This is a genomic window from Pseudomonas macauensis (assembly GCF_047902425.1).
Taxonomy (GTDB): Bacteria; Pseudomonadota; Gammaproteobacteria; order Pseudomonadales; family Pseudomonadaceae; genus Pseudomonas.
In genome coordinates this window covers 2,040,713-2,061,937 of sequence record NZ_CP138377.1, presented here as the reverse complement: position 1 = coordinate 2,061,937, position 21,225 = coordinate 2,040,713, and the positions used below count along the sequence as shown (strand labels likewise).

The following is a 21,225-nucleotide window of genomic DNA, read 5'->3' as shown; positions in this document are numbered from 1 at the left end:
TGAAGCTCCACACCCCACGAGGCGCTGCGGAATCACTTTCCACTGCCCAGACCCCCAATGCCCCTCAATCAGTTGCTCCGCACCCGCCTGGTCGGCTTCGGCCAGATCTACCTGCAGGCCGACGCCCGCTTCGGCCTGATCCTGCTGCTGACCATCGCCTGGTCCGCGCCGCAGCTGCTGCCCGGCGCGTTGCTGGGCGCCCTGCTCGGCCCGCTCACCGCGCGCTTCGTCCGCGAGCCGCAGGCGGATATCGACGCCGGCCTGCACGACTACAACCCGACCCTCATCGGCCTGCTGCTGCCCTTCCAGTTCCAGTGGTCGCTGGGCCTGGTGATGCTGACTGTCGCCGCCATCCTTACCAGCGTCGCGGTACAGGCCGTACTGCTGCGCCAGTCGCGCCGGCGCCTGGGCCTGCCGGCCTACACCTCGGCCTTCGTGCTGCTGGGCTGGATCTCGGTGGCGCTCGGCAATGCGATCGGCTTGGCCCCGGCGGACGGTCTCGCCTGCCTGTCCTGCGGCACGTTGAACCCGCTGCTGGACTCGACGGCGCTGGGCTTTGGCGAAGTGATATTCCTCGGCGAGCCGCTGGCCGGCCTGACCATCGCCCTCGGCCTGTTGCTGGCCGATCGCCGCGCCGCCTTCTGGGCCCTGGCCGGCGCCGCCGGCGCGCTGGTCATCGCGCCGCTGTTCGGCCTGCCGGCCTCCTCGGCACAAGCCGGCCTGCTCGGGCTGAACGGCGCCCTGGCCGGCATTGCCCTGTCGCTGCGCTACCGCAGCGCGCTGGCGCCGCTGTGCGGCATCCTGCTCGCCGTCCTGCTGCAGCCGTGCTTTGCGCTGATCGGCCTGCCGGCATTCACGGCGCCGTTCATCTTCGCCTGCTGGCTGGTGATCCTGGGTCAGCGCCTGCTGTCGACGCTGCTGCGCAACCTGCATTCGGAAAGCGCCGGTCCCCGTGTATAGTCGAGGACTTCGTTCAGCGACGGATCGCGGCCATGCACTTCGTGAAATACCAGGCTCTGGGCAACGACTACCTGGTCCATGCGGGCGACGCGCCGTTCGCCCTGACGGCGGCGCAGATCGGCCGCGTCTGTGACCGCCACTTCGGCATAGGCTCCGACGGCATCCTGCTGGCGCAGCACACCGACAGCGCCTTCGGCCTGCGCATTCTCAACCCGGACGGCTCCGAGGCGGAGAAGAGCGGCAACGGTCTGCGCATCTTCTCCCGCTACCTGTGGGACTGCGGGTTGGTCGCCGACCAGCCGTTCGACATCGTCACCGCCGGCGGCACCGTCACCAGCCAGGTATTCGACGAAGGGCGCACCGTAGAGGTTTCCATGGGCCGCGCCGAGTTCGCCAGCGCGGCCATACCGGTGCTGATCGATGCGCCGGAGGCCCTGGGCTACCCGCTGGAAATCGATGGCGAAGCGCTGAAGATCAATGCGGTGTCCATGGGCAACCCGCATTGCGTGGTGTTCGTCGAGCGGACCAGCCGCGAACTGGCCTGCCGCCTCGGCCCGCTGCTGGAACGTCATCCGCTGTTCCCGCGGCGCACCAACGTGCAGTTCGTCGAGTGGCTGGGCTGCAACGCCCTGCGCGTGGAAATCTGGGAGCGCGGCGCCGGCTACACCCTGTCCTCCGGCACCAGCAGCTGCGCGGCCGCCGCCGTGGCACGGCGCCTGGGCCTGTGCGAGGAGCACATCGACCTGCACCTGGCCGGCGGACTGCTGAATATCCGTGTCGCGGACGACTTCCGGGTGACCATGCGTGGCGCGGTGCAACGGGTCGCCAGTATCGACCTCGACCCGGAGTCGTTCAGCGACCTCAGCTGACCACTGCCGCTAATCCCGTTGTAACCGTCGTGGATCAATGCCGGTCAGCGCCCCCTCATTCAGACTGCCATCCGGCATGTACCAGAGCGGAACCTGGCGCTCAATCGACGGGTAACCGCGCAATTCCTCGACGCAGACGGCATAATCCGCCCCCTTCCGCGCCCGGCACAGGGCGCGTTCCCATTCCAACGCAGCGAAAGATGTCATGACTCTTCCAGCCCCCACCTTCCTGCAGCGACTCAAGCGCACCAGCCTGGTCATGCGGATTTTCATCGGCATGCTCCTGGGCATCGCCCTGGCCCTGATCTGGCCCGAGGCGGCACGTGCGGTCAGCCTGCTCGGTAACCTGTTCATTTCGGCTCTGAAGGCAGTCGCGCCAGTACTCGTTCTGGTACTGGTGATGTCCTCCATCGCCAACCACAAGCAGGGCCAGCGCACTCATATCCGGCCGATCCTGCTGCTGTACCTCATGGGTACCTTCGCCGCCGCCCTGGTGGCGGTGGCTGCCAGCTTCGCCTTCCCCTCCACCCTGGTTCTCAAGGCCGCGGCGGCAGCGGACTCCACACCGCCCGGCGGCATTGGCGAAGTGCTCAACACCCTGCTGTTCAGCATCGCCACCAACCCGGTGAAAGCGCTGCTGGAAGCCAACTTCATCGGCATCCTCGGCTGGGCAGTCGGCCTGGGCATCGCCCTGCGCTATGCCCGCCAGACCACCCGCGATCTGGTGGATGACCTGGCCAACGGCGTAACGCTGATCGTGCGCGTCGTCATCGCCTTCGCCCCCCTGGGCATCTTCGGCCTGGTCGCCAGCACCCTGGCCGAATCCGGATTCGACGCCTTGCTGGGCTACCTGCGCCTGCTCACCGTTCTGCTGGGCTGCATGGTGTTCGTCGCGCTGGTGGTCAACCCGCTGATCGTCTTCGTCAAGCTGCGCCGAAACCCATACCCGCTGGTATTCACCTGCCTGCGCGAAAGCGGCGTCACCGCGTTCTTCACTCGCAGTTCGGCGGCCAACATCCCGGTCAACCTGCAGTTGTGCGAACGCCTGGGCCTGCATGAGGACACCTACTCGGTCTCCATTCCGCTGGGCGCCACCATCAACATGGCCGGTGCCGCCATTACCATCAGCGTGCTCAGCCTGGCGGCGGCCAATACCCTGGGCATCGTCGTCGACCTGCCCAGCGCCCTGCTGCTCTGCGTGGTGGCCTCGCTCTGCGCCTGTGGCGCTTCCGGCGTGGCCGGCGGCTCGCTGCTGCTGATCCCGCTGGCCTGCGGCCTGTTCGGCATCTCCAGCGAAGTCGCCATGCAAGTGGTGGCCGTCGGCTTCGTCATCAGCATCCTCCAGGACTCGGCGGAAACCGCGCTGAACTCCTCCACCGACGTGCTGTTCACCGCCGCGGCCTGCCTGGCCGAGGGCGACACCGACAGCGCCGAGGCCGGCGAACGCGCCTGACCCCGGCCGGGACGGCGGCCCACCCCGCCGTCCCACGACCTATTCCCCCGCCCAGCAGGCTGATCACGCTGCGATCTCCGGCTGCCCGCGTGCACGCGGTGAATAAGCAAATAGCCTTTAAGTATTTAAAGGCCATATAACCCGACGGCATAATCCCCCCAACAACACTGCCAAAAGGATCGGATCGTGAAACGACTGTTCAGCGCCTCGCTGCTGGCCGCTGGCCTCGCCCTGGCCTCCGCGGCCCAGGCCGCCCAGCCCCTGCTCAACGTCTCGTACGACGTGATGCGCGACTTCTACAAGGACTATAACGCCGCCTTCCAGAAGCACTGGCAGGCCGAGAAAGGCCAGAACATCGTCATCCAGATGTCCCACGGCGGTTCCAGCAAGCAGGCCCGCGCGGTGATCGACGGTCTGCCGGCCGACGTCATCACGATGAACCAGGCCACCGACATCGACGCCCTGGCCGACAACGGCGGCCTGGTGCCCAAGGACTGGGCCGCACGCCTGCCCAACAACAGCGCCCCCTTCACCTCCGCCACCGTGTTCATCGTGCGCAAGGGCAACCCCAAGGGTCTGAAGGACTGGCCGGACCTGCTCAAGGACGGCGTGCAGGTCGTGGTGCCGAACCCCAAGACCTCCGGCAACGGCCGCTACACCTATCTCTCCGCCTGGGGCTACACCCTGAAGAACGGTGGCGATGAAGCCAAGGCCAAGGAATTCGTCGGCCAGCTGTTCAAGCACGTGCCGGTGCTCGATACCGGCGGCCGCGCGGCGACCACCACCTTCATGCAGAACCAGATCGGCGACGTACTGGTGACCTTCGAGAACGAAGCCGAGATGATCGCCCGCGAGTTCGGCCGGGGCGGCTTCGAAGTGGTCTACCCGAGCGTCTCCGCCGAAGCCGAGCCGCCGGTGGCCGTGGTCGACAAGGTGGTCGACAAGAAAGGCACCCGCGCCGAGGCCGAGGCCTACCTGAAGTACCTGTGGTCCGACGAAGGCCAGACCATCGCCGCAAACAACTACCTGCGCCCGCGCAACCCGGAAATCCTCGCCAAGTTCTCCGACCGCTTCCCGAAAGTGGACTTCTTCTCCGTGGAGAAGACCTTCGGCGACTGGCGCACCGTGCAGAAGACCCACTTCGTCGACGGTGGCGTGTTCGATCAGATCTATACCCCGAACTGATTGGGGATACCTGCTTCCAACAACGAAGCCGGAGCTGCCCAGCAGCTCCGGCTTTTTTTCATGGCACGAAAGTGCTTTCCGTAGGAGCGAGCTTGCTCGCGAACCCACCCAACTCCGCTGCCGCCGGGAAATTCGTTCGCGAGCAAGCTCGCTCCTACAGGTTTTGCCAGCCCGCCGAGCGCTCGACAGGGCCTCAGCCGCACCAGCCGGCTTCGCGCAAGGCCGCCAGCAACCGCTCGCCGCTCAACGCCGGCACCAGCACGCCGTCGTCGGTACGCATGTCGCACCCGGCCAGCAGCGCATTGACGATGGCCTCCTCCACCGCTTCGGCGGCGGCGGCGAACAGCGGCGAGATGTGGTCGTTGTTGACCATCTCCAGCGCCGTAGCGAAGGGCAGCTCCTTGCGCCCGTAATCCGCCGGCGGCAGGTCGCGGTTGCCGGTGGCGAAGGCGAGGAAGATATCGCCACTGGAATCATCCGTACCGCCACCCGTGCGGGCGATGCCCAGCGAGGCGCGCTGGGCCAGGCGCTGGCACTGGTGCGGCAGCAGCGGCGCATCGGTGGCAAGGATCACCACGATGGAGCCCATCCCCGGCGTGCCCTGTTCGGCGAAGGGCGAAGGCAGGTCAGCCAAGTGGCGGCCGACCGGGTAGCCATCCACCCGCAGCTCGCGACGCTGGCCGTGGTTGGCCTGCACCAGCGCGCCGACGGTCCAGCCGCCCTGCTCCGCCGGCAGCCGACGCGAGGAGGTGCCGATGCCGCCCTTGAACTCATGGCAGATCATCCCCGTACCACCGCCCACAGGGCCTTCCCGCACCGGGCCGGACTCGGCGGCGGCCAGGGCCTCACGCACCTGGTCCGGACCGACATGCTGCCCCCAGATGTCGTTCAGCAGGCCGTCGAAGGTCTCCATCACCACCGGCATGCACCAGTAGATGGACGGGTCCGCCAGTTCGGCATGCTCGGCGGCGATCAGCGCGTCGCGCACCGCGCCCACGCTGTGGGTGTTGGTGATGGCGATCGGCGTGGTCAGCAGCCCCGCCTCGCGAATCCATTCCAGGCCGGTGGCGTCGCCGTTGCCGTTGAGCACATGGCAGCCGGCGAAACAGGGTTGCCGCCGTGCCGCGCCGTCGCGCGGTTGGACCACCGTGACCCCGGTGCGCACGGCGCGGCCGTCGCGCTCGCCGATCAGGGTGCTGTGGCCGACCCGAATGCCGGGGACATCGGTGATGGCATTGAACGGGCCGGGGGTGCCCAGGCCCAGGGTGATGCCGAGTTGACGAGCGCGCATGCTGTCTCCTTCGATTTACAGCTTCTGGAAGGCCGGGCTGAGCTTGCCGTAGGTGCCGTAGAGAATCACCGACACGGCCAGTATCCCGACAATGATCATGACGTCCCGCGAGGAAGCGTCCAGTAGCAGGTTGAGCAACAGGTAGCCGGAGCCGATCACCGCCAGCATCGCCGGCAGCGGCCACAGCGGCATGTGGTAGGGGTGTTCGCGGTCGCGGCGCAGCACGCGGCTGAACAGCGCGCAGAGCGCCACCACCAGGTAGACCATGACCAGCAGCAGCACGGTGAAGGAGGTCAGCTCCTCCAGGTTCGAACTGAAGCTCAGGGCCGCCGACGGGATGCCGAGGAACAGCGTCGCCAGCCAGGGCGATTCCCAGCGCGGATGGATGCGGGTGAAGGCGCGGTTCATCAGCGGCGTCCACAGCTCGTCGCGACCGCTGCTGAAGATCACCCGGCCGACCTGAATGACGATGGCGACGATGGCGTTGAATACCGAGAGGAAGATGCCGGCGCTGACCAGCCGCGACAGCGTTTCGTTGCCATGGGCAGTGAGCAGGTAACCGACCGGGTCGGGGCTGGCGATCATCTCCTGCAGCGAGGGTGCGCCCAGCAGCAGGGCGATCAGCGGCACGATCTCGATGCCCACCACCAGCGCCAGCGACCAGATCACCGCGCGGTGCACGTTGCGCCCGCCGCACTTCATGTCCTCGGCCAGCAGCACCGCGCCGCCGAAACCGTTGTAGGAGAACAGTGCCGTACCCACGGCGCCGATCACCAAAGCCCAGGGTGCGGCGGCCAGCACGCCGCCATCGATGTGCTGCGGCTGCAGCAGCACACTCACCGGCTGGCTGACGTGGCCGAAGCCCAGCACCACGATCACCAGCAGCGCAGCCACTTCGCAGAGCAGGAAGACACCGGTGATCCAGGCGTTGACGCGGATGTTGAGAATGCCCAGCACATAGCTGGCGGCAACGATCGCCAGGGCCACGGTCTGGGTGTCGAAGTTCGTACCCAGTGCGCTGTTGAGGTATGTCGCGGCGCCGGTGGCCAGTACCGGCGGGATGAACAGCAGCGAGACCAGCACGGTGAGGAAGGTGGCGTAGCCGGCGAGGCCGCCGAACACGCGCTTGGCGTAGACGTACTCGCCGCCGGCGGAACTGTGGGCGCGGCCCAGTTCGGCATAGCACCAGGCGAACATCAGGGCCAGGAAGCCGGCGATGACGAAGGCCAGGAAGGCACCGCTGCCGGCCTGCTGGATGGCGAAGGGCGCGATGACGAACACGGAACTGGCGGGGGTGACCGCCGAGACGGTGATGGCGACTACATCGAGCACGCCCAGGCTGGGCTTGAGCGCGCTCTGTGGCGCAGGGGAAGCGCTCATATCGTTGTTTCCTCGTGTTGTTATTGGTGGTTGAGGTAGGAACGAAGACCTTGTCGCGCCCTCTCTCCGGGCGCTGCGTGGGGTGCAGTCTGGGCACGGCGGCAGTGGCGGCCAATCACCATTTGGGGTTACGCCCCCTTGACGGCGGGCAGGTAAAAGGAGGAAACCGTGGGCCGAATCCACGGGGAGCCAACGCATGCACAGCCTGTTCCGTGAGGTCGGCATGCACGCCAACCTCGGCCGCACCGTCGAGCAGATCGGCCAGCCGCGCTTCTGGAAGCAGTTGGTCCTGCTGCTGCACCAATGGCTGCCGTTCGATAACGCCCTGGCGATGTTCTACCCCGCCCACGGCACGCCGGTGGCGCTGGAGGAATACGACGCCGAGCCCACGGCCGGGCCCGCGGCGATGGCCATCTACCTCGACGGCCTGTACCAGCTCGACCCCTTTTATCAGGCCTGCCGCGAGGGCGTACCCAGCGGGCTTTATCGACTGGAGGAAATCTCCCCGGACCAGTTCCGTCAGAGCGAATACTTCCTCAGCTACTTCCACGACAACGTGCTGGAGGATGAGGTGCAGTTCATCCTGCAACTGCCCGGCCAGGGCGCGCTGTCGCTGTCACTGGGCATGCGCCGGCTGTACGACGCCGAACAGACCGGCCTGCTGGCGATGCTCTGCCCCTGGGTACTGGCGCTGATGCAGCAGCACTGGCAACAGCGCAGCCAACGCCTGCTGCCGGCCACCAGCGACGGCGTGGCGACCCAGGTGCGCGACGCGCTGAGCCACTTCGGCGCCGGCGTGCTCTCCGAACGCGAGCTGGAGATCGCCCGGCTGATCCTGCGGGGTTACTCCTCCAAGGCGATGGCCGAGCGCCTGGCGATCTCCCCGGAGACCGTCAAGGTCCATCGCCGCCACCTGTACAACAAGCTCGACATCTCCTCCCAGCCGGAGCTGTTCTCGCTGTTCCTGCAGTCACTGGGACACGATCCGGAGAACCCCTGAGGCCATCATCGACGTCGCTGCTGACGAAGCATTCACGGGCTGCCGGGACACCCGGCTGGCGCGCCAGGCCACTAGCGCCATCACTCGCCGGTTCTAGACTCAGGGTCGTGCCATCCCCCTGACAATCACAAGAGCACAGCCCGATGAACGCACGCGCCAGCTTCACCCACATGGAAGACGGCAGCGCCGAAGACTGGGCGATCATCGCCAAGGACTTCGCCCAGTACGCCGCCCTGCTGCCCGACCGCATCCTCACCCACCTGCGCCTGCTCGACGGCGACTTCGGCGGCTTCCCGGTGGACCGCCTGACCCACTCGCTGCAGACCGCCACCCTGGCCCACCGCGACGGTCGCGACGAGGAGTACGTGGTCTGCGCCCTGCTCCACGACATCGGCGACACTCTGGGCTCGTTCAACCACGCCGACATTGCCGCGGCCATCCTCAAGCCGTTCGTCAGGACTAGGTGTGCAATACAATGATGATTTAACAAGAATTCTCAGTCACACGATCATGTGCCAAACCCCTGAAAGCCCCGTAATCCGTGGGCTCAAGCCCTGCCCCTGATTTCGCCCTAACACCGCCCAGCGCCAGCAGTTGCAAGCACTTGAGCCGATCAGGTATACTGCTAGAACTATGAAATAAAAGGCTTGACAGAATAGAATTAGGGTATATAATACCTACATAGGGTTAAGGTTTCTTCCTCAGTTTCACTCCCTCCCCAGTTCTTATAAGTTGCACTTGTGTAACTTCTTTTAACCAGACAGTTTCTCTGTTTGGTTCCTTTATTACGTCTGGGAAACGTAGCTCTGGTGTTGGCTAACTTTTTCTCTCAAGGTTGGAGTTAGTTAACAGGCAGCCTCCTTGTGCCAAGCGACCACAACCAGAAAAGTCGCTTACATTAAATTAATCAATCTCCGGTGCGTTAGATTGGGCAAATACTCCACGAGAGGTATTTGCCCTTTCTTTCGTCCTTCATACGTTCACGTTCACGTTCAACAACAACAGACATAGGAGCCAATATGCGCATCCAACGGATTTGTATCTTCTGTAAAAAAGAGTTCTTGAGTATTCGAGACTCGCACAAATACTGCTCTACCGTATGCCGTTGCAAAGACTTCCACAAGAAGCAGCAACAAGCAGCCTAATAAAACACAACAACGCCCAATCTAACGCAAACAAAGGTAACTACCATGATTTTTATTCCAATGTGCATTGTCGGTGCAGTTCTCTTCTCCATTCTCGCTGTAATGGAGATTGCACAATGAGCATCAATGTAAACATCACTATCAATATCAACGTGCAACAGCCCCAGCCTCTTCAACCAAGCCCAGAAGAATTGGCAGTAGCAGCAAAACGCAGGGAGGAAACAATGAAGGCTCTACAAGCCCTCTCCCTTCGACTCAAAAAGAGTTATGCAAACCAATTGCTCAACAAAGGCAACACGATTGCTTACCTGAACTACGTTCGCCGACACAAACTTATTATGGAGTGAAACATGACACTAGAATTCGCTGACACACAACTACGCAACATCATCATTCAATTGCAACAAGCAGAACGCTCTGGGGATAGCAGAGCCAAAGAAGCAGCAATTCGCAACAATGTTCATATTCTACAAGCACTAATGTTCACATACGCCAAAGACAGATAATCAAGGAAACCCAAAATGAGAGTAAACGTACAAACACAATCTTTGAAAGCAGACAAAGCAGAACTGACCCGCCTGAAAGACACAGCCAAGTTTGAATATGAGATTGGCTACTCTGGCCGCGACCCTGTAACCAACGAGATTGGTTATGGCGCGAAAGAGCAGTTCATCTTTAGTGGTATGGAAGAAGCAATCTTCAAGACCCTTGAACTTGCGGCCCAAGGATACACAGCCATCCGCGAAGTATTCCCCGTTGGTGCTGGTCCTTACCACACTGTCTACTTCATGAAGCCTGCATCCAATCAGGAACAAGACTTAAAGAAAGTCTTCGCTGATGTTGATGAACAATACAAGGCCCGAATCGCAGAGAACGTCGCTACTGCCGCTGCTGCTGAAGAACTGGCCATTCAACGCGAGATTGATGCGGAGATTGCCCGCCTACAACGTGCAGAAGATATGCAACGCCGTGAAGCCCTACGCGAACTAGCTACAGCAAAAGTAAGAGGAGCCCGCTAATGAATAAAGACAATATTCGCCGTGTTACAAAACAGGCCATTCAAGAGTACAAAAACAATATCCTTGCAAACGTATTCCAGAATGACCCTGTAGCTTATGCAAATGCTGCTGGACAGCTTTACGGAATCGATGACCTCTACAGTTGGCACCAAAAACTTGAGTCTCTAATGCGTGATTATCAACGCGAAATTGTCATTGATAAGACTACCGAGATTCTGGAGAAGAAGTATGCACAACATTGATGAAGAGCTACGAAAGGAGTTCCGCAAGCTAAGAATGCGAGAACTCATTCAGAAGACCGTTTCCCCTGAGAAGCTAGACGCTCTTCTAAAGAAGTTCTCTAAAGAGAGTTAACACATGCTGCCATCCAAGACTATCAAAGCTCTTGGATGCACATTTGTCACACAACAGTTTCCCGGTGTTGAGGCGCTAGAAATGCTGCCTCGCATCTGGGAACGCTTTACGAAAGTTTCTGAGTCTTACAAGACGCTAGGCCCTGTCGCTTACATAGATATCCTGAGTGACAACACTGAAGAAGACCTAGCACTCTTCTTGAAATACACAACAAGCAATAACGAGCCGATTGATATTGAGAGCTTTACCGCAAACGACTCTCTGACAATCTGCACGCTTGTTTATGACATTCTGTTGTTTACATTTGGATTTCTTCTTGAGAATCCTGATAAGTATTTCACCCCTCCGCAAGACTCCGAACAAAGCTCACTCCCCCAGAGCGTGACAAAAGCATTCCAAGCTTATTCACAACACAATCTTGTATATCGAATTCTCACTAGCGAAGTGTGCAAAGTTGATTATTACACATTGCACAATCATTGCACGCTAGAGGCTATCTACGAGATGAACGAGACAATTAGTCTCCATCAATTCACGCAGGCTGAACTTATGAAGCGAGCAGCCCAGCAGAGGTAATTAATGAAGATTCCATTTAAAAAGCAAATTGACAAAGTTCTAGAACGTCGCTCCAGAGTTGTTATGTACATCGTCGGGGACGACACAGCAAGCATTCCAATCGTATTTCGACAGTTCCGCAAACACCTTGAATGGCATTACGGGTGCGTCCTTCCATTCGATTATTGCTGGTGGACACTTTCCTATGGAAAGGCCCTTCTCTTCAGTGCAGCACCAGAAACATTGAAGATGTTCGAAGCATACCTTGAGCACTCCAAATCTCTTGGCTGGATCGATGATTACAAACAAGTGATCAAGAAAGGCCAGCGAACAACATTCAAGAAGACACTCAATCATTACATTAGTTGTTACTGCCCCATTCCATATTTCAAATCGTGGGACGCAACACGACCACAATAAGAGGTGCCCATGATCAGCGACACAATCGCCAAGCTATCTGGAAAGCTAATCCTAGATATCGAAGGCATGGCAAAACTACAAGCCTTCTCCCGTAAGCTAGACAATGTTGCAAAGAAAATGCAGCAGTTCGGCAAGCAATACGAACAAATGTCCCAGCAAATGGCAAAGAACATGGGCTTGGATGCTTCCAAACAGCTTGCAGCAAAAGAGAAGTACATCCGTGCCCTGGAGCGCGAGCTTCGTGCAGAAAAGGCCCTAGAGGCTCAACGCCGTAAGACATTCCAAGCTGAGTTGAAACAGCAGAAGACTCTCAAGGCTACAGGCCAGAAGGCTAGCGGGAGAATCCCGCCCTCTGTTGCTGCGAAACAAGTTTCTGCTGTTCAAGCTGCCAAGCTACAGAACATCGCACAACAGGCACAGCCCAAACCACGTGGACGCCCTGTTTCCGCTGCTACAGCACTACATCAACAGCAGATGCAACAAGCTCGACTAGCTGCCATTCATGCCAAGACACAGGCCGCCACACAGAAGGCCAATGCAGCCTATCAAGCTACACAAACGAAGATGCAGCGCCTGCAACAACAGATTCAATTGGCGACAGTAGCCGGGCAACAGAAAGCGGCCATGCATCAAGCTCGTTTGCAAGCACAGGCAGCCCGACAAGCCCAGTTCGCACAAGCAGCCCAACAACGTGCACAACGCTTTCAATGGGCTCAGGCCAAACAACAGCATTGGCTTGCCACACGTAACAACAGCGGCTCTAACAGCCCCTTCTCTGTTGTTGGTGCATTCACTGGGGCTCTAGGTGTTGCTACAGCAAGCCTGTACGCACTTGGAAAGGGATTGGGTTATGCCAATGAACGTGTTGAACAACGGCAGCAAGGTGCAATTGATGCACAATCTTTTGAAGCTCCATTCCTGAACACATCTGACAGCTCCAAAGTTCAGGGCCAAGCACGTAAAGCTTACATCGATATTGCTACACGAAACGCAACAGAGATTAGCAATGAAGGTGCTCGTGAGTTCGGTAACTTCTTCAATGTAATGTCTAAGATGGGTAAGAGTGCTGACAAGATTCAAGCTGAATGGGAGCAACGCCAAAAGGGCTTCCGTATTGCTGGCCTTGATAGTGCAGCTCAACGCGATATGAACCGAGAGATTACCCGTCTTCAAACCTCTGGCCGTGCTGACGCTGCTGACGTTGAACAGATTACAGACCGATTCCCCGGCCTTGTTCCATACCTTGCAGCCGCTGCAATGAAAGGCACCAAGCTTGAGAAAGCTAGTGCAGAAAAGCAGATTGGCCAATTCAATGCCGATTTGAAAGCTGGCAAGGGGATTACCAACAAATGGTTTGAACAGGCTTGGACAAAGTTTATTAATGACAATCAAAAAGCCTTTGATCGCTCTCTAAAGAGCCTAGCCGCTCAACGTCAATTGAGAGACAACCAAATCTTCTTGCAAGATCAGGCATTGAATTCAAGCACAGCTCTTGAACAAGCCAACGCTGAGTTGATTCGTTCCGAGCGTGAACTAGCTGAGGCAATGCAGCCTGTTAAAGAAGGAATGCTCAATTTGGACATTCTTCTAACACGCGGAAAGGCTGGTCTCATTCGTGAACTCACGGGGAAGAACGCGGATGGAACAGACAAAACAGCACAACAACAAGCACAGGCAATCGCCGCTGCTAATGGAAGTCTAATTCTCCCTGTTGATCCTAACGTGGATAAATCAACAAAGCTTCAAGACCTACGTGCAAGAAAGAATGATCCAGTTGATAAATTCTGGCGCTTCATTCTTGGCAAGGGTGATACAGCGCTTGATGCACAGATTGCGCAGTATCAACAACTTCAAGATTCTCGTAATTGGGGAGTTGGTCAGGCAGTGCCTCCTATCATGATGACAATGGATGATGGCCCACGCCATTTTACGCTTGGCGGTGGAGCCCCAATGTTCACACCAGACCAACTACGTCTAATGAACCCTCCGATTGTCCCTCAAGTGAATAACAGCTTCCTACCAATGGACGCTAGACCAGTTGTTCCAACAGTGGCATTGACGCCTGAATCAATCCAAGCAGTAACAGCAGCATTCATGGGACTAAACACACCCGATAAAGCTGCTAGCGGTGTTATGGCTCCTGATGTAACTGTCAATCAGACATTCAACATTGATTCCAAGGTTGATAGTGCAGCTCTACAACAGCAGCTTGGCCCAGTGATCAAGTCTGAAACACATGACGCCCTCCGCGACGCATTCGGCCAAATGAGAGCCAATCAGGCAGAGAGACGTTAACCACTAACTTAGGATACCGCCAATGGCTGACAACAATGCAACAGACGCAGGCGGCAACACTCAACAACTCACAGACCTAATCAACACCCTCCCCGGCCCTACATGGCTCAAATGGCTTGCAGGTGCACTTATTGTCCTAATGCCCTACGTGCAGAACATGCTGGGGAAGGGAGTTGATCAACAAGCTGTCGAAGAAATCGTTGAGAAACGAATGAAAGAATACGATCAGAACGCAAGAGCTAGGGAAAACAACCTTACAACCAAGTTTGATGGACAGTTCTACAGCACAAACGCTGCCTTAGCTAGGCAATATGGCTTGTGCATTGGTTACACAGACGACTCCATGAGATTGAACAGGCTTAAATCCTTGGATCAAAGCCTAACGCTCAAATACTCAAACGGAAGTAATCCCCCGCCTAGTCCTGCCCCTGATCGTCCGCCCATTTACCACAACAGAGAAGAATACCATGACGAATAACACAGAGCCCATCTTCGATAGTGGGGAGCTATTGCGAGGCATCCTCACTCTATTGAACAAGCACGCAACAATCATTCCTGCATTCCAACGCACAGAGGCCGCTAAGAGCTTCATAGATGCGTTATCTCGCCAAGAATACCCTGTGCCATTGCCTGATTCTTATCGTGCAAGGAAGGCCCCTTCCAGGGCCGTACAGGATGAAGACTTTAGCTACTTCGAACTCCCACGGAGTTTGAGAGCTATTGCAGAATGAAATAAGCCCCAGCATCTAGCCGGGGCTTCTCTGATTCACACAAAACGCAAACACACAACAACGTCCAACAGTGGAGGGATTCACTATGTTTGTCGATATTCGAAGTTATACCACGTGCATTTGTTGCGGACGCCTCTTTCTATCGAGACGCCCTCGTTTCTATTGCTCCAGACAATGCCGCAAATCTCGTAACACAAACAACTAATAATAACTACCGTCTGACCTGAACTAGGAGACACAATGCAAGCATCTTATAAGAAACCAACAATTCAAAAGAACAGTTCCGGCTGGTGCATCTGCAATCATTGCAAAGAAGTGATGAAGACAGGCCGCACACGCATGTTCTGTGACAGAGACTGTAAAAACGACTACGCCAATTCTGCCAAACGCAAGAAGACGGCAGACAAGCGTAAGAAGACTCACAACACAATCAACGTCCGCGCTCCATTCACATACTACCTAGCCAAGCAATGCATCCGTGCACGCACACTTGATATTGTTTCTGGAATCACAATGGAAGAGCTGGAGTCCCTGTACAGCCTTTGGAAAGACTGTGGACACTTCAACGGATGGGGCGACAACAAAACTGACCCCTACGAACTGTCGCACATCGTCCCTGTAAAACATCATTCCGTCATTGGCTTGCTACGTGCTGACAATCTGGTGATTGCTCCCCGCTCCTTCAATCGTCGTCTAGGGGCTAAGACTTTCAGTCTTGACGCTGGTCGTCACATCCCTCGCACATCCCTAACACCTTCCAACATTGTTTTCGAAGACGAAAAAGAAAGCGATGTTGTCAATCGTGTTATCAAAGTGATTGGTAAGGAGCTGTTCACTGATTTTGCAATCAAAGTGAGGCTAAAGCCCGCCACACGCTACAAGCACATTGACACTCTGGAAAAGCTCCTAGACTTCTCTAACAAAGAACATCAGAAGATTTGGAAGAATGCTGTAGACGGCAAGACAACCACTCCAGAGCTTGGCAAGATCATCGCCAGCCTCAAGGGGAAAGACGTTAGTGCTTTCAGCTTCTCCGCATCTGATCTTGAATATGTGCTGAAAAGTGAAATCATTCGTCTGTCTGCTTTCCGTGCTGACATTGCTGACCTAGCAGCTAGCCTGACATTGGATTGCGATACAACCGCCCTAGATGACGAGTACAAAGCCACTCAGCTTGAGAACAGGTACAGCAGTTCTCATTACCACGCTTACGTCAAATCTCGTGATGCCATGTTCAGTGCTCACAGGACCACTCTGGAGCTTCTGCTGAACAATTCTGATGATGTGCTTCGTAAGCTGCACGGAGAGGGTTATGTCAGCCAAGCTGACGATGTTCTCGCACAAGAGAATGAAGATGATGTGTTTGCCAATGTTGTTGTTGGCATTCGTGCAGAAGCAACAGCGGGAGCTGTTAAAGAATCTTGCACAAGGAAGGTAGGAACAACAGTGACACCGTTAGAAGAGTGCACACCTACTCTCACTAGGGCTCCAGCCTGTTCCGGAGTATTCGAATTCGAATATATGCACCAAAGCGAAGCTTTGAGAGTGGGACACTCAACGGAGTTGAGAGCATGTTAAGGGGGAAACTAATGGACTAACGTCCATCCCCCTGCTCTTCTCCCGTCTGGAAGACATCAGGACTAATACTGACAGCGTATGCTGTCGAGGGAATCACTCTTGTCCTTCGGACGATTGAAGATCAAGAGCGAGGGGACCGAACGTAGTTCGTATAATTGTCCCCTCAACAACATCAGCTCCGCTGAAGGCTGGTAACACGTAATGCTACGCATTGGTAATAGAGCATTATAAAATCACTTCATTTCCTTGGAAATAAAGAATGAGCCAAGTTTGTACATGAAAGCGACGCTTTCGTCGTGGCTCATGAAACCAAGTGGTTTCGTTGGAACATCCCTTAACAACCTGTTGTAAACGTCTCCGAATGCGGAGCATTCAACATGATCCCACCCACAATGTGAAACAGCCAAGATTGCTACAAGCCAGAATCTACGCACCTTGTAGCTGTGGTGTGAGTCCGGAGGACACAAGGTTGTTAAGCTCGAAAGGATTGTTAGCATGCGAATTAACGCCGGGGCGGTAAAAATGAGCAGATGTGAAGGGCTGGCCCTAGGCCCAGTCTCAACCCAGCTCCCGGCGAGTGTCACGCCCCGCTCTATAGATAATGCGACGGAAATGAATTGATCACTTTTCGATCAGAACCCATTCCTCAAACTCCGTATCATTCAAGACACGTCTATCACTACGTGATACACTCAGCACTCACAACACACACCCAACACATCAGGTGCTGAAAATGAACGTTGTTGCTTACTACCGAGTATCGACCAAGGGTCAGGGTGAAAGCGGCCTTGGCCTTGAGGCACAACGTTCATACGTCACCAGTGCAGCAGCTCAGCAAGGCTGGAGCATCGTTGCTGAATGCATTGAGGTAGTGAGCGGGACGATTCATCCACTGGAGCGCCCAGCGTTCAAAGAAGCCCTGTCACACAAGCTGCCTGTTGTCGTTGCCAAGCTGGATCGACTGAGCCGGGACGTTGAACACATCGCAGGCCTGATGAAACGTGTTGAGTTCAAGGTAGCGACAATGCCCCACGCCAACACGTTCCAGCTTCACCTATTCGCAGCCCTTGCGGAGCAAGAAAGAGAGTTCATCAGCCAACGTACAAAAGAGGCCCTGCAATCACTCCAGATGCGTGCTGATGCTGGAGACAGTGAAGCTGTTGCCAAAGTGCAGAGACGTTCTCAGGGCGCTTCCAAGGCCATCCGTAGTGAGAATGTGGTGAAGGCACGTAAGGCCCGGATGGATCAGGCCGACACACAAGCCCGCAAGGCTGAGGCCATGCTCGCCCTAGCGCGCTCCAAGGGACACAGCTCGCTCCGCGCTATCGCTGGCTTCCTGAATGAACATGGCGTCACCACAGCCCAAGGCAAGCAACACACCGCCTGCTCCGTGCAACGTCTAGTGTCTCGCCTCGCTGCTTGAGTCGTTGCAACTCTCAGAGGCGCACAGACTTACTTTAGAATTAAGACAGATTCTCATTTGGCCGGTTGTGTCGTGCTTAGCAATGCGGGCAACAACCCGGATTTATTATTTTCCAGACCAGAATCCAAGATCACCCGCAATGTGCACTTCTGTTTTCACGGCGGGACTGGAATTTCAGAAATGAAAAGGGCGGCATTGCTGCCGCCCTTCCTCTCGTTGTAGCTACCGCTTAGTCACGCTTTTCCTTCTCGGTCGTCTTCGGATGCTTCTTTGCATACTCTTCCGTGACATACCGACCCGTGATGGAGCTGCGGTGATTTACGGGATGCTTGCTCCCAGAGTGTTTCTTGGCCATTTCGATTACCTCTCGGGGTTAGAAGTCAAACGCTAGTTGCGTACCCGGCAAGCTACGCCAGTGCTCGCACACATGCTCCGTCTTGCCACGCCGATGGCGGGTATACGGATTTACGTGCACTGGACGGACAGCTTGAGGGTTGTACCGCTGACGGCGATGACGCCGCGTTCCACGTTGTGCCATGGGCATAGGCTCCATATTGGCTAGTGTGAAACACGGACATGCGAGACAACCGGCGACAAACTGACGTCAGCGGTCGGACTTCTACAACCGGAGGTTGTAAATTAGCATTTGCTAAACGATACTCCACTCCGCTAAAGCCTCTCGCATGCCGTGCGTGGGGTTTCGTCGTCTTTAGGGCTTATGCTTGCAGGCTGCCCCTGAAGATCGACCTTGCATGAGCCTCAGCCCCGAAAGGGGTTGAGGCTTTTCTATGCCTTCGTTTCCGAAGACAACGAAATCTTACCCGGCAATTTCTGCCCATAAAAAGTCGTTTTTCACATGAGGCGTCTTTTTTTCGTCTCGCTACGAAATGACTTGCGAACAAACCAAAACTCTGGTCCGTTTTTTCTCGTTACATACCGAGTTCACGTATGGTAACAGCAATCGTCAGCCAGATAGCAGCAAGACCTCTCTGATTACTACCTCAGCCGATGAACACCCCGCTCAGGCCACCATGCAGTGCTATCTATAGGCAAAAATAAAGGGCACTCAATGGAGTGCCCTTCTTCTTTTCAGCTACCAATCAGCCGAGCTTCGACAGCTCGCCTTTCACAGCGGCGAGCTGCCCTTCAAGCTCTGCAATCTTCTCTTTCAAGAAAGCCTTGTAGGCGTCTTCTTGGCGAGCTTGGAACTCTTCTTTCAGGCTGAGGCCAGTGCGGGAGACAGGCGCCCCACCGCTGTGCCCGGTTCCTTCAAGCCAGTTCTTAAACACTTGATAGGCCGGCTTACCCTCCTGCTTGCAGAAGGCATTAATGGACAAGCCCGACAGGTTGAATTCTGCAATAAGAGCTTCGCGCTCTTCGGGAGTGTAGCGTTTAGCTTTGCTCATGATTTAGCTCCGTGTGCGTTGTTGATGGAGCGAATCCTACTCTCTTAACGTTAAGAGTCAATAGTTAACATTAACTTTTTACGTTAAAAATCAACAACACTACAAGCTTACCAACCAAGCAGAAAAAGACAAACCATTTAAAATCAATACCTTACCTCACTCATGCTGATTCCGCAGGTTCTCATAATCGTCTGCCGTCCACGTGTTCGATGCTCCAACATCGCCTTGGAATGGCTCAACATACGGGTAATCTTCTTCAGCTTCGCCACGTAGCGGTATGATGTGCTTCGTCCCGTCGATGATCAGATTGTAAATGCCATCCTTCCTACTCGCCCCTAGGAACCTGACACCAACATCACCAACATTCAGCGTGCCATCCGCATGACAAGTGATTGCATACCCTGCCTGTTGGAGTTGGCTGTTCAGTTCCATATCACTCAGTGGAAGCTCAGCATCGTACACATGGAGCACGAATGGCGGTGCCTTGGGCTGCTGCTCGATGATCAGGAGCTCTGTCGCAAGTGCGTCCCGCTGCTCCTGTAGCCCCGTCATACGCTTGGCAATCGCCCCTACCTTGCCCCCGGTAGCTGCAACCAGTTCAACAAGCCGCTCAATCTGTGCATCGATGTCATCCAGCTCCCCACGCACACGCACTTCGTCTTGAGCATTCGCCATTTCCGCCTGTTGCTGCTGGAGCTGTGCAATAGCTCGGTGCTTCGTCTGCTGAAACACATACTCAAGAACCTTGTACGGCACCTCCTTGCTGTTCTCGCAAGCATCAGCGCCTTTGAAGGTCCGCCAGTTGCACGCCATCGCATGATTCGCGTGCTTGTAGCTCCTGACACCGAAGTTTCGTCCGCAGTGTCCGCACCTCACTAGCCCTGATAGGAAATACTTCGATGGTGCCGACCGTGGCCGTCCCTTTGCCTTGATCCTTGCTTGTACGGTGTAGAACAGTTCCGGCGTGACGATGGCCGGATACACGTCCGCAATCTCTTCAATCACTTCGCCCTGCTTGTTCTTCCTGACCCAGTAGCCGAGCGCAGTTTTGTTCGTGAGCCACTTCTTCACGACGCTGGGGCCACGCTCGTTGAATACAGGGTTCATTTCCCGTAGCCGTGCAAGTATCCGCCTCTCCCCTAGCCCGTTGGCGTACAGGTTGAATGCCTCTGCGATGGGCTCTGCGATCTCTTCAATCACTTCCCCATCTGACGTAAGCCAGAACGCGGACCTCCGCTTGACGCCCTTACCTTCCCGCGCCGCCTGCACCTTCTTCTTATTTACACTCCGCAGTCGTCTCGATAGGGCTTCGCTGTAAGCATTCGCAGCTTGGAGCCGCGCTCCTAGGAGGTAGTACAGCGGCCCGCTCAACGATCCCTTGTCGTAGACGTTTCCATCGTCCAAGGTGATGATTGACACACCCGCTTTGAGGATTGGTGCAATCACCTCGGTCATCATGGTGAAGGTGTCCATCCGGCCTGTACGGTCAATGGCCTCGCAGACGACAACATCCCCGCTTTGGATAACCCCAGCCTCTACAGCAGCGTGCAGCTTGCCCATGCCCCCGGCCAGCGTTTCCCCAGTCCAACCAGACACGCCCAAGTCTTCAAAGGCTGTCTCGATGTACTCATACTCCGGGTGTTCATCACGCCACTTGGCGACCATTGCTTTCTGTCGGTCGGTGCTGTCGCCCTCCTTTTGTTTCATGGAGCTGAAGCGGATGTAAGACCATGCCTTGGCCATTCTGGTCGTCCCCGATATCTCATCAAGAAGATGCACACTATATCAGCGAGGAGAACCTGTGGATGATCGAGAAACACGCGATCTTCCAGGGTTACTACTTCTTCCATCACCTGGGCCTGGACCGGCACCTGCGCGAGCAGTTCAAGGACCACCCGCAGTACGCCCGGACCATCGAGTTCTGCGCCCGCTACGACGCCGCCGCCTTCGATCCGGATGGCGAAGTGCTGCCGCTGGAGTTCTTCGAACCCATGCTGCGCCGGGTTTTCGCCCAGCCACGCCGCTCGATCTACCAGAAACCCGACGGCAGCATGGTCTGATACGGCAGCGGCGCGCGACGAGCCGTCGCGTGCCGCCGCTGGCCCAGCGGGCTGCGCATGGAATAAGATTCCTACACCCGCAATCGCGCGGGAGGCGCCAA

The 21,225-nt window shown here is 56.6% G+C and carries 18 protein-coding genes and 2 pseudogenes; 16 read left to right on the top strand and 4 right to left on the bottom strand.

The features are described 5' to 3' along the window. Positions 1-57 precede the first annotated feature (57 nt). From SD196_RS09810 to SD196_RS09795, 4 genes are all read left to right on the top strand, one after another. The gene (locus SD196_RS09810) at positions 58-960 is read left to right on the top strand and encodes an urea transporter (protein ID WP_343577880.1); all 903 of its coding nucleotides are present in this window, start codon (positions 58-60) and stop codon (positions 958-960) included. A gap of 32 nt (positions 961-992) precedes the next feature. Continuing rightward, a complete protein-coding gene (gene dapF / locus SD196_RS09805) occupies positions 993-1,829 on the top strand; it encodes a diaminopimelate epimerase (RefSeq protein ID WP_343577881.1) in 837 nt (278 codons plus the stop codon). 205 nt (positions 1,830-2,034) lie between these two features. Next, positions 2,035-3,282: a serine/threonine transporter SstT gene (sstT, locus tag SD196_RS09800; protein ID WP_343577882.1), complete on the top strand. Its 1,248-nt coding sequence runs from the start codon at positions 2,035-2,037 to the stop codon at positions 3,280-3,282. Positions 3,283-3,468: 186 nt separating this feature from the next. Continuing rightward, entirely contained in the window at positions 3,469-4,467 is a 999-nt protein-coding gene (locus SD196_RS09795; RefSeq protein WP_331320100.1) for a sulfate ABC transporter substrate-binding protein, read from the top strand. 193 nt (positions 4,468-4,660) lie between these two features. Here SD196_RS09795 and SD196_RS09790 read toward each other — a convergent pair whose 3' ends face one another. Together SD196_RS09790 and SD196_RS09785 are read right to left on the bottom strand one after the other, a co-directional pair. Beyond that, the gene (locus SD196_RS09790) at positions 4,661-5,758 is read right to left on the bottom strand and encodes a P1 family peptidase (protein WP_343577883.1); all 1,098 of its coding nucleotides are present in this window, start codon (positions 5,756-5,758) and stop codon (positions 4,661-4,663) included. Between the two features lie 15 nt (positions 5,759-5,773). After that, positions 5,774-7,138 (bottom strand): APC family permease, encoded by a 1,365-nt coding sequence (locus SD196_RS09785; RefSeq protein WP_275607858.1) that lies wholly within the window; start codon positions 7,136-7,138, stop codon positions 5,774-5,776. Between the two features lie 196 nt (positions 7,139-7,334). Between SD196_RS09785 and SD196_RS09780 the strand changes: the two genes are divergently transcribed. From SD196_RS09780 to SD196_RS09730, 11 genes and pseudogenes are all read left to right on the top strand, one after another. After that, on the top strand, positions 7,335-8,138 hold the full coding sequence (locus SD196_RS09780; RefSeq protein WP_343577884.1) for a helix-turn-helix transcriptional regulator: 804 nt from the start codon (positions 7,335-7,337) through the stop codon (positions 8,136-8,138). A gap of 143 nt (positions 8,139-8,281) precedes the next feature. Further along, positions 8,282-8,593 (top strand): annotated as a pseudogene (locus SD196_RS09775) (HD domain-containing protein); the annotation flags it as partial. An 806-nt stretch (positions 8,594-9,399) separates the two neighbouring features. After that, complete coding sequence (locus SD196_RS09770) at positions 9,400-9,630, top strand: hypothetical protein (protein WP_416311371.1); 231 nt, start codon at positions 9,400-9,402, stop codon at positions 9,628-9,630. Between the two features lie 3 nt (positions 9,631-9,633). Further along, on the top strand, positions 9,634-9,789 hold the full coding sequence (locus SD196_RS09765; RefSeq protein ID WP_416311370.1) for a hypothetical protein: 156 nt from the start codon (positions 9,634-9,636) through the stop codon (positions 9,787-9,789). Positions 9,790-9,804: 15 nt separating this feature from the next. Further along, positions 9,805-10,302, top strand: coding sequence for a hypothetical protein (locus SD196_RS09760; RefSeq protein WP_416311369.1), 498 nt, complete (start codon positions 9,805-9,807; stop codon positions 10,300-10,302). Continuing rightward, a complete protein-coding gene (locus SD196_RS09755; protein WP_416311368.1) occupies positions 10,302-10,544 on the top strand; it encodes a hypothetical protein in 243 nt (80 codons plus the stop codon). Before SD196_RS09760 ends, SD196_RS09755 begins: the two co-directional genes overlap by 1 nt. Positions 10,545-10,659: 115 nt before the next feature. Continuing rightward, positions 10,660-11,232: a hypothetical protein gene (locus SD196_RS09750; protein ID WP_416311367.1), complete on the top strand. Its 573-nt coding sequence runs from the start codon at positions 10,660-10,662 to the stop codon at positions 11,230-11,232. A 408-nt stretch (positions 11,233-11,640) separates the two neighbouring features. Next, on the top strand, positions 11,641-13,926 hold the full coding sequence (locus SD196_RS09745; protein WP_416311366.1) for a hypothetical protein: 2,286 nt from the start codon (positions 11,641-11,643) through the stop codon (positions 13,924-13,926). A gap of 22 nt (positions 13,927-13,948) precedes the next feature. Next, entirely contained in the window at positions 13,949-14,404 is a 456-nt protein-coding gene (locus SD196_RS09740; protein WP_416311365.1) for a hypothetical protein, read from the top strand. A gap of 493 nt (positions 14,405-14,897) precedes the next feature. Next, entirely contained in the window at positions 14,898-16,235 is a 1,338-nt protein-coding gene (locus SD196_RS09735; RefSeq protein ID WP_416311364.1) for a hypothetical protein, read from the top strand. A gap of 733 nt (positions 16,236-16,968) precedes the next feature. After that, on the top strand, positions 16,969-17,658 hold the full coding sequence (locus SD196_RS09730) for a recombinase family protein (protein ID WP_416311363.1): 690 nt from the start codon (positions 16,969-16,971) through the stop codon (positions 17,656-17,658). Between the two features lie 1,100 nt (positions 17,659-18,758). Here the strand turns inward: SD196_RS09730 and SD196_RS09725 are convergent. Together SD196_RS09725 and SD196_RS09720 are read right to left on the bottom strand one after the other, a co-directional pair. Further along, entirely contained in the window at positions 18,759-19,064 is a 306-nt protein-coding gene (locus SD196_RS09725) for a hypothetical protein (RefSeq protein WP_416311362.1), read from the bottom strand. Between the two features lie 156 nt (positions 19,065-19,220). Beyond that, a complete protein-coding gene (locus SD196_RS09720) occupies positions 19,221-20,807 on the bottom strand; it encodes a recombinase family protein (protein WP_416311361.1) in 1,587 nt (528 codons plus the stop codon). Between the two features lie 38 nt (positions 20,808-20,845). Between SD196_RS09720 and SD196_RS09715 the strand changes: the two are divergent. Beyond that, a pseudogene (locus SD196_RS09715) lies at positions 20,846-21,124 on the top strand (phosphohydrolase); the annotation flags it as partial. Positions 21,125-21,225 lie beyond the last annotated feature (101 nt).

Bases quoted from the DNA above. Each gene is read 5' to 3' on its own strand.
- SD196_RS09720 (WP_416311361.1), bottom strand. From the start codon at position 20,807: ATGGCCAAGGCATGGTCTTACATCCGCTTCAGCTCCATGAAACAAAAG.
- SD196_RS09810 (WP_343577880.1), top strand. From the start codon at position 58: ATGCCCCTCAATCAGTTGCTCCGCACCCGCCTGGTCGGCTTCGGCCAG.
- SD196_RS09785 (WP_275607858.1), bottom strand. From the start codon at position 7,138: ATGAGCGCTTCCCCTGCGCCACAGAGCGCGCTCAAGCCCAGCCTGGGC.
- dapF (WP_343577881.1), top strand. From the start codon at position 993: ATGCACTTCGTGAAATACCAGGCTCTGGGCAACGACTACCTGGTCCAT.
- SD196_RS09780 (WP_343577884.1), top strand. From the start codon at position 7,335: ATGCACAGCCTGTTCCGTGAGGTCGGCATGCACGCCAACCTCGGCCGC.
- SD196_RS09760 (WP_416311369.1), top strand. From the start codon at position 9,805: ATGAGAGTAAACGTACAAACACAATCTTTGAAAGCAGACAAAGCAGAA.
- SD196_RS09730 (WP_416311363.1), top strand. From the start codon at position 16,969: ATGAACGTTGTTGCTTACTACCGAGTATCGACCAAGGGTCAGGGTGAA.
- sstT (WP_343577882.1), top strand. From the start codon at position 2,035: ATGACTCTTCCAGCCCCCACCTTCCTGCAGCGACTCAAGCGCACCAGC.
- SD196_RS09765 (WP_416311370.1), top strand. From the start codon at position 9,634: ATGACACTAGAATTCGCTGACACACAACTACGCAACATCATCATTCAA.
- SD196_RS09740 (WP_416311365.1), top strand. From the start codon at position 13,949: ATGGCTGACAACAATGCAACAGACGCAGGCGGCAACACTCAACAACTC.
- SD196_RS09755 (WP_416311368.1), top strand. From the start codon at position 10,302: ATGAATAAAGACAATATTCGCCGTGTTACAAAACAGGCCATTCAAGAG.
- SD196_RS09735 (WP_416311364.1), top strand. From the start codon at position 14,898: ATGCAAGCATCTTATAAGAAACCAACAATTCAAAAGAACAGTTCCGGC.
- SD196_RS09790 (WP_343577883.1), bottom strand. From the start codon at position 5,758: ATGCGCGCTCGTCAACTCGGCATCACCCTGGGCCTGGGCACCCCCGGC.
- SD196_RS09745 (WP_416311366.1), top strand. From the start codon at position 11,641: ATGATCAGCGACACAATCGCCAAGCTATCTGGAAAGCTAATCCTAGAT.
- SD196_RS09770 (WP_416311371.1), top strand. From the start codon at position 9,400: ATGAGCATCAATGTAAACATCACTATCAATATCAACGTGCAACAGCCC.
- SD196_RS09750 (WP_416311367.1), top strand. From the start codon at position 10,660: ATGCTGCCATCCAAGACTATCAAAGCTCTTGGATGCACATTTGTCACA.
- SD196_RS09725 (WP_416311362.1), bottom strand. From the start codon at position 19,064: ATGAGCAAAGCTAAACGCTACACTCCCGAAGAGCGCGAAGCTCTTATT.